The sequence below is a fragment of the Brachyspira pulli genome (genome assembly GCF_036997785.1).
Taxonomy (GTDB): Bacteria; Spirochaetota; Brachyspiria; order Brachyspirales; family Brachyspiraceae; genus Brachyspira; species Brachyspira pulli.
On record NZ_JAWLQI010000040.1, the window covers coordinates 22,580 to 29,842 of the forward strand.

The following is a 7,263-nucleotide window of genomic DNA, read 5'->3' on the forward strand; positions in this document are numbered from 1 at the left end:
TAAAATAAAAATTCATTGATAAATATACATATTATGATATAATACTTCAATTATAATTATTAAAAACTATGGAGTCATTTTATGAACGTATTGGTAATCAATTCTGGCAGTTCTAGTATTAAATATCAATTATTTGCTATGCCAGAAGCAAAAGTTTTAGCTAAAGGTCTTTTAGAAAAGATCGGCGAAGAAACAAGTGCTTTAAAACACACTGCTGTAGAAAAAGGCAAAGAAAAAAAGATAGAACAGAAAGTACCAGATCATAAATCTGGTATGGCTTTAATTTTCTCTTTATTAACTGATAAAGAAGTTGGTGTTATATCTGATATGAGCGAAATATCTAGTGTAGGACACAGAGTAGTACATGGCGGAGAAGCATTCAGTAAAAGTACTTTAATAACAGATGAGGCTATAAAAGCTATAGAAGCTTGCTGCGATATTGCTCCTTTACATAACCCAGCAGGTTTACAAGGTATAAGAGCTTGTCAGGAAATATTAAAAGACGTTAAAATGGTTGCTGTATTTGATACTAGCTTCCATCAAACAATTCCAGAATATGCTTATATGTACGCTGTTCCACATGAATGGTATGACAAATATAAAGTACGCCGTTATGGTTTCCATGGTACTTCTCATAAATATGTTTATGGTGAATTCTGCAAAGTAAATAATAAACCTAATGCTAATGTTATAGTTTGTCACTTAGGTAATGGTGCTAGTGTTACTGCTGTTAAAAATGGCGAATCAGTAGATACAAGTATGGGTTTAACTCCATTAGAAGGTTTAGTAATGGGTACTAGATCTGGAGATATGGATCCTGCTGTTATTACTTTCATGATGGGTAAAGAAAATTTATCTGCTAAAGAAATTGATAATATTATAAATAAAAAAAGCGGTCTTTTAGGTGTTTCTGGTGTTAGTAATGATATGAGAAACTTAGAAGAAGCTGCTAAATCTAACCCTAAAGCTGAACTTGCTATACAAATGTTCTGCTACAGAGTTAAAAAATATATAGGTTCTTATATGGCTGTACTTGGTCATGTTGACGGTATAGTATTTACAGGCGGTATAGGTGAAAATAGTGCTTATATCAGAGGAAGAATACTTGAAGGTTTAGATGAACTTGGTATTAAATGCGATGCTGATAAGAATGCTAAAGCTAGAGGATGTGCTAATTTTGAAAAAGACGGTGCTCCTATTAAACTTTATGTTATAGCTACTGATGAAGAAAAAGCTATAGCTATGGATACTTATAATATTGCTTTAAAATAATAATTTAAATATATATTAATATTTATAATAGGGTGTCTTAATTTATTTAAGGCACTCTATTTTTTTATATATACCCAAACAATTATATTTTGTCAAAATTAAAATTATATTTCCTTTTTAATATATGTGGCTTTGCCCACCGCTCTGCGTGCTTACGCAAGCCCCACACTTCTTTTGCGACTGAAAGGAGTGCCTTTGGCGTGCCACAAAGAAGCAGCTTCGGCGAAGGGCTATATTTTAGCTTAAATTAATAGTTTATATTATATGTAAAACAATTTTAGTATGATTCAGTAGTAATTTTATACCTTGCACTTTTTGCAACTTTTTGCGGCGGGAAAAAGTTGACTAAAAAAATGACAAACTCTAAATTTTTTAGTATATACTTAAAATTTTTAAGTTTATTTAAAATAAAAAACAAGGAGAATAATTCCCCTTGTTTTTATTTTAATAATTATTCAGAATAAATTAATTATTTTTTGCTCTCCAAGTTTCTTTTTCAAACTCACCTTGTATAGGTATTAAAGATTCATCTAAATCTATTTTTAATACAGCATTGAAATTGTTAGTAGCCATCATTTGAGCAGCAAAACCAACTATAGTAACTATTTCAGAATCATTGAAATGTTTTTTAAGATTATTCATAAGTTCATCAGTTACGCCATTAGGGTCTTTTACCATTTGCATACCTAATTGAGATAATAATTGTTCTTTTTCATCAAGTTTAAGATTTTTAGGGTCATCTCCTATAGCTTTTAAATCTCTGATGAAGAATAAAGAACAAAGCATACAACCATTAGTAGTAGAAACAGAATGTGCTAATATCATAGCAGCTCTTTTACCCACAACTTCTACTAATCTGTTGAAAGAAGTGTACCAACCCATAAATGCTTCATAAGTAGCATAATCATTCAATAATGCTTTTTTCATATTTGTAACACTGCCGCTTTTTTGAATTTGATAATCGAAAGCTTCTTTTACTTTTCCTTGAGCTTCCTCATATTCAACAAATTTAACTCTAGCCATATAATACTCCTTTTTTAAAAAAATTATTTTAATACAAAATAAGTAATGCTATATTTAAGTATAACATAAATTTTAATAATATAAATACTATATTTGCTGAAAAATGTTGAAATTTATGTCATTATATTGTATACTAGAAGTAGTTATTATATTCAAGGTAATTTATGAAATCAGAAATCAGAAATCAGAAATCAGAAATCAGAAATCAGAAATCAGAAATCAGAAATCAGAAATCAGAAATCAGAAATTATTAATTATTAATTATTTTTCATTATTTATATCAAATAATATTGCATCTTTTTTGGTATTGCAAAAAAAAAGAAAAATTTTCAACTTTATAAGGGAGTATTATGAAAATTAGTATAATAATCCCCTGCTATAATGAAGAAGATGTTTTAAATACTCTTTATGAGAGAATTAATAATGTTTCAAAACAATTATCAAACTATGAATGTGAATTTATTTTTGTTAATGATGGAAGTAAAGATAAAACAGAAGAAATAATAGAAGAATTAAATAAAAAAGATAATAGAGTAAAACTTTTTTCTTTTTCAAGAAATTTCGGACATCAGGCAGCTGTCAGTTGCGGAATACATAATTCCAATGGAGATATAGCTGTAATAATAGATGCAGATTTGCAAGACCCTCCAGAAATTATACCAGAAATGGTAAAAGAATATAAAAAAAGTAATACACCTATTATTTATGGTAAAAGAATATCAAGAAAAGGTGAATCTATATTTAAAAAAATAACAGCTTCTTTATTTTATCGTATAATAAATTTATTATCAGAGGTTAAATTTCCAGTTGATACTGGAGATTTCAGATTAATTGATAAAAATGTTATAGAAGCATATAAATCGTTTAATGAAAATCCAAAATATATTAGAGGTTTAATAAGTTGGATGGGATTTGAACAAAAACCTTTTGAATATGAAAGAGATGTCAGAGCTGCTGGTCATACAAAATACACATTAAAAAAGATGCTAAGATTAGCAATAACAGGTATTTTATCTTTTTCTGTAAGACCATTAAGAATATCATTATTTTTTGGTATATTATCTATATTAATAGCTATAGTATTTTCTATAAGGGTATTTTATTTGTATTTGTTTAATCCTGAAGTTTTAGTAAAAGGTTGGGCATCTATTATCATTACAATTCTTTTTATTGGAGGAGTACAGCTTATTTCTTTATCTGTAATTAGTGAATATTTGGCTAATATCTTTAATGAGACTAAAAAAAGGCCAGAATACATTATCAAGAAAAAGATACAATAAGGAAATATATCATGATAATTTTATTCTATTTATTTACAATATTATTTACTATTTCATTTATATATATCATTAAAACTGACAAAAAAATATTTAATATAGTTTTAGATAAGAAAAAAGAAAAATTAATATTAATTATGTTTTGTTTTATTACTTCTTTATCTCAGGTATTACTTTTAAATAGTAATTATCCATATATAGGACATGATTATTCTCAAATAGAAGCTAGAGCAATGAGTATGTTTTTATATTATCAAAATAATGGACTTGATATAGAATGGGCTTCTCCTTTATTTGGAGGCGGTCTTCTTAGTTATGCTAATCCTAATTGGCATCAATATTCTCCTTTATATTTTCTTACTCTAATTATGCCTTTTTGGTATAGTTATAATTTACTTACATTTTTGTTTTCTATAATTGGTTTTATATCTATATACCTTCTTTTAAAAAAAGACTTTAATTTTAATTTTATTAGTTCATTAACTGGGACAATATTTTTTTCATGTACTGGTTATTATATATATCATCTCAAAGTTGGACATTGGACTTTTATATACCACCCATTAACGGCTTTAATAGTTTTTATATTTTTTTCTAACACCATATCAAAATTAAAATTTAGCTTTATTATAAGAATATTATCTGGTGCATTAATTTTTTCTGCAATGATATTTGGAGGTGCTATTCATACAATATTTTTCTATACTTGTTTTGTATTATTAGGGATTGCTGCAATATCTTTTAAGCTTGATTTTGATTTTTTAAAAAAATGTATAGCTATAATAATATCTGTATCATTATCTTTTGCATTGAGTTTATCAAAACTAATACCAACATTAATTTTAGCATCTAAAATAGATAGAGGTAAGTTAATGGTTAATAATGTACATTTTTATATGGTATTTGAAGCTATATATTATAATTTTATTCTTTCAATAGTATCTTTTTTTGAAAAACTATTTTCTCTTAGATTCTTTTTTAATATAAGATATTCATATATACATGAAAGAGATTTATCATTACCTTTTATGATGATTCCTATTATTATCATTATACTAATAATGAATAGAAAAAATATAATAAAAAATTTAAATCATTTTTGGAGAGAAAATAAATTTAGAATTATATTTTTTTCAATTTGGTTTTATTTTATTTTTGATTTATATTATGATAAAGGAATAATTAATAGCCTATTCCCATTTTTAAAAAAATGAATTTAAATTTAAGAATTGGTTCAGTAGTTATAATACCTTTTTCAATATTTTTTTCTTATTTACTTAATAAGTACAAATTATTTAATATAAAAAAATCAATAATATTATTACTAATATTGAATATATATGTAATTATTTCATTTTTATATAAACATGCCGATACATTTAATGGTGATATTGGTTTTAAAAATGTAAATTTAGAAATAGGTATAAAGGTTTGGAATAAAATTAATCAATTAGGAAGCAATAATAATTATAAAATAACAGAAATATTAGATAGAAATGAAAGAATAATAATAGATCAGTTTTTAAGTAATGATTATAATTTATACTCAAGTAAATACCCTTATGAACCTATTTATGGATATGAACTTGAAACTTTTAAATCTAAGGAAGAAGGTTCTATATATAAAGTATCTAATAATTATTATAATTTTACTTATCCAAATAGCCTAATATTTTTTGATGATAATTATAAACAATTTACAGGTTTTTCTTTAGAACAAAAAGATGACTTAGAAAAGTTTGCATCATTTAAAAAAGTAGATTGGAAATTACCAAAAATATTTTATATAGCTAATGATATTTCTCTTTATTCACATATAATAGTGATAAGTTTATTGTTTATAATTGCTATTTCTAATATAGTATATTTTATTATAATGAATAAAAATAGTAAAATAAAATAATTTTTTATAAATTGTTAGTCCTTATATCAAAAAAGTACTAACAATTTATATTTATTAATTATTCAAAATCTTTCAAATGTCCTTTTGAAACTTTTTTAAATGCTCTTAAATAATATTTTATATCATCTAAATCCCTAATTGATAATACTTTATGCATTAAAAACTGAGGAGTGAAACTTAAATTATAAAGTTTTTGTATCCAGCATTTTATTTTTTCTTCGCCTACATCAGTTTTCATTATAGCTTTACGCATATCATAATCTTCCCAATTTTCTGTAGTAAGCCAATTTTCTCTTTTACATTGATTGAATAATTCAGTACCAGGATATGGGATTATTATTGTAGCCTGCATAGTTTTAGCATAACCTTTTAGAAGAAGTTTTTTAGTAAGCTCATAAGTCTTTTCAATATCTTCTTCAGTTTCCCAAGGATAACCAAGCATTACTGTGATATGTGGAGAAAGTCCTGCATCAGAAGCTGCTTTACAAGAAGGAAGTATTTCTTCAACTTTATTTCCTTTTATGAGTCTGTCTAATGTAGTTTGACTTGCAGATTCTAAACCAAATAATAAAAATCTAAATCCTGCTTTTTTCATAAGTCTGTATTCATCTTCATTGCATGCCCCGAAACGCATATTACAGTCTATATTAACTTTTTTATTTAGTTTCTTATCTATCATATAATTACAGAAATCATTGAGCCATTTTTTTACTGGAAAACAGCCAGTATCGTCCATTATCTCTCTTATATTATATTTATTGTAAAGGAAGTCTACTTCATCGACAACATTTTCAGCGGTTCTGGCACGGAAATTTGTGTATATACCAGTCCAAGAACAGAAAGTACATCTATGATGCCAGCAGTCTCTTCCAGCCATTATATAAGTTCCCGGTATGCGTTTGAAATTACCATTATCATAAGCATATCTTTGCCACTGAGTCAAATCTCTGTCTATAAATGGAAGGCTTTTTAAATCATGTCTTAATTCAAAGAATCCTGTATTTTTTATAGTGTTTGATTCTCTATAGTATATGCCTTTTTCTAATTGAGCTTTGCCATTTAAATATTCTATTAAATTTAGAAGAAGAAAATCATAATCACCGCCTGTAAGTAAATAATCTACTTTACAGTTATTCATTGTTTCTTCCGGCATAGCAGTAACATGGTCTCCAGCAATAACAACAATCATATTAGGATATTTTTCTTTTAAATCATCAACTATTTTCCAAGCCTTATATATAACTGGAGTTTTCACTTCAAAGAATAATAAATCTGGTGTATTTGAATCTAAATATTGATGCCATTCTTTAGTAGTCATGTTTCTTGCTATAGCATCAACAAAATCTACATCATATCCTGCATTTTTTATCATAGTAGCAGCAGTTGCAGGAACAACAGGATAAATATATGTAGGACTTTTGAACCATTGAAATTGCCTATTTTGTGATAATAATGCAACTCCTCTGTCGCTTTCAAATGGAGGATATCCTATATATATTTTATTTATTTTATTATTCATATACTAATTAACCTTTAATTTAAAATATTCAAAATTATTATATTTTTTTAATTTACATAATTATACTTTAATTGATAAAAATGTAAATAAGCACTAATATAGCTAATTGTTTAGGAGTAATAGATATTGCACACTTTTTAGTTTAAAAAAAGCAGGTATTCCTTATAATTAAATTAGCAAAAAAATAAAAAGGAATACCTATGAAGCAATATAATACAAATCAGAAAAAAAAGATAGTATTAACTATTAATAAAGCTAAAAATAAAAAA

At 25.7% G+C, this 7,263-nt stretch carries 6 protein-coding genes; 4 read left to right on the forward strand and 2 right to left on the reverse strand.

Annotation, left to right across the window (positions count from 1 at the left end):
• The first annotated feature begins 81 nt into the window (after positions 1-81).
• Positions 82-1,272 carry an acetate/propionate family kinase gene (locus tag R4K56_RS09680; RefSeq protein WP_335772578.1) on the forward strand — a complete coding sequence of 397 codons (1,191 nt, stop codon included), beginning with the start codon at positions 82-84 and terminating at the stop codon, positions 1,270-1,272.
• A 465-nt stretch (positions 1,273-1,737) separates the two neighbouring features.
• Here the strand turns inward: R4K56_RS09680 and R4K56_RS09685 are convergent, their stop codons facing one another.
• Entirely contained in the window at positions 1,738-2,295 is a 558-nt protein-coding gene (locus R4K56_RS09685; protein WP_335758910.1) for a carboxymuconolactone decarboxylase family protein, read from the reverse strand.
• Positions 2,296-2,645: 350 nt separating this feature from the next.
• On the opposite strand from R4K56_RS09685, the gene R4K56_RS09690 reads away from it, so the two are divergent.
• From R4K56_RS09690 to R4K56_RS09700, 3 genes are read left to right on the forward strand one after another with little or no spacing between them, the layout of a single operon-like run.
• Complete coding sequence (locus R4K56_RS09690) at positions 2,646-3,575, forward strand: glycosyltransferase family 2 protein (protein ID WP_335772577.1); 930 nt, start codon at positions 2,646-2,648, stop codon at positions 3,573-3,575.
• Between the two features lie 11 nt (positions 3,576-3,586).
• Positions 3,587-4,786: a hypothetical protein gene (locus R4K56_RS09695; protein WP_335772576.1), complete on the forward strand. Its 1,200-nt coding sequence runs from the start codon at positions 3,587-3,589 to the stop codon at positions 4,784-4,786.
• Positions 4,783-5,475 (forward strand): hypothetical protein, encoded by a 693-nt coding sequence (locus R4K56_RS09700; protein ID WP_335772575.1) that lies wholly within the window; start codon positions 4,783-4,785, stop codon positions 5,473-5,475. Before R4K56_RS09695 ends, R4K56_RS09700 begins: the two co-directional genes overlap by 4 nt.
• A 58-nt stretch (positions 5,476-5,533) precedes the next feature.
• On the opposite strand, the gene R4K56_RS09705 is transcribed toward R4K56_RS09700, so the two are convergent.
• Positions 5,534-6,994 carry a B12-binding domain-containing radical SAM protein gene (locus R4K56_RS09705; RefSeq protein ID WP_335772574.1) on the reverse strand — a complete coding sequence of 487 codons (1,461 nt, stop codon included), beginning with the start codon at positions 6,992-6,994 and terminating at the stop codon, positions 5,534-5,536.
• Positions 6,995-7,263: the final 269 nt, after the last annotated feature.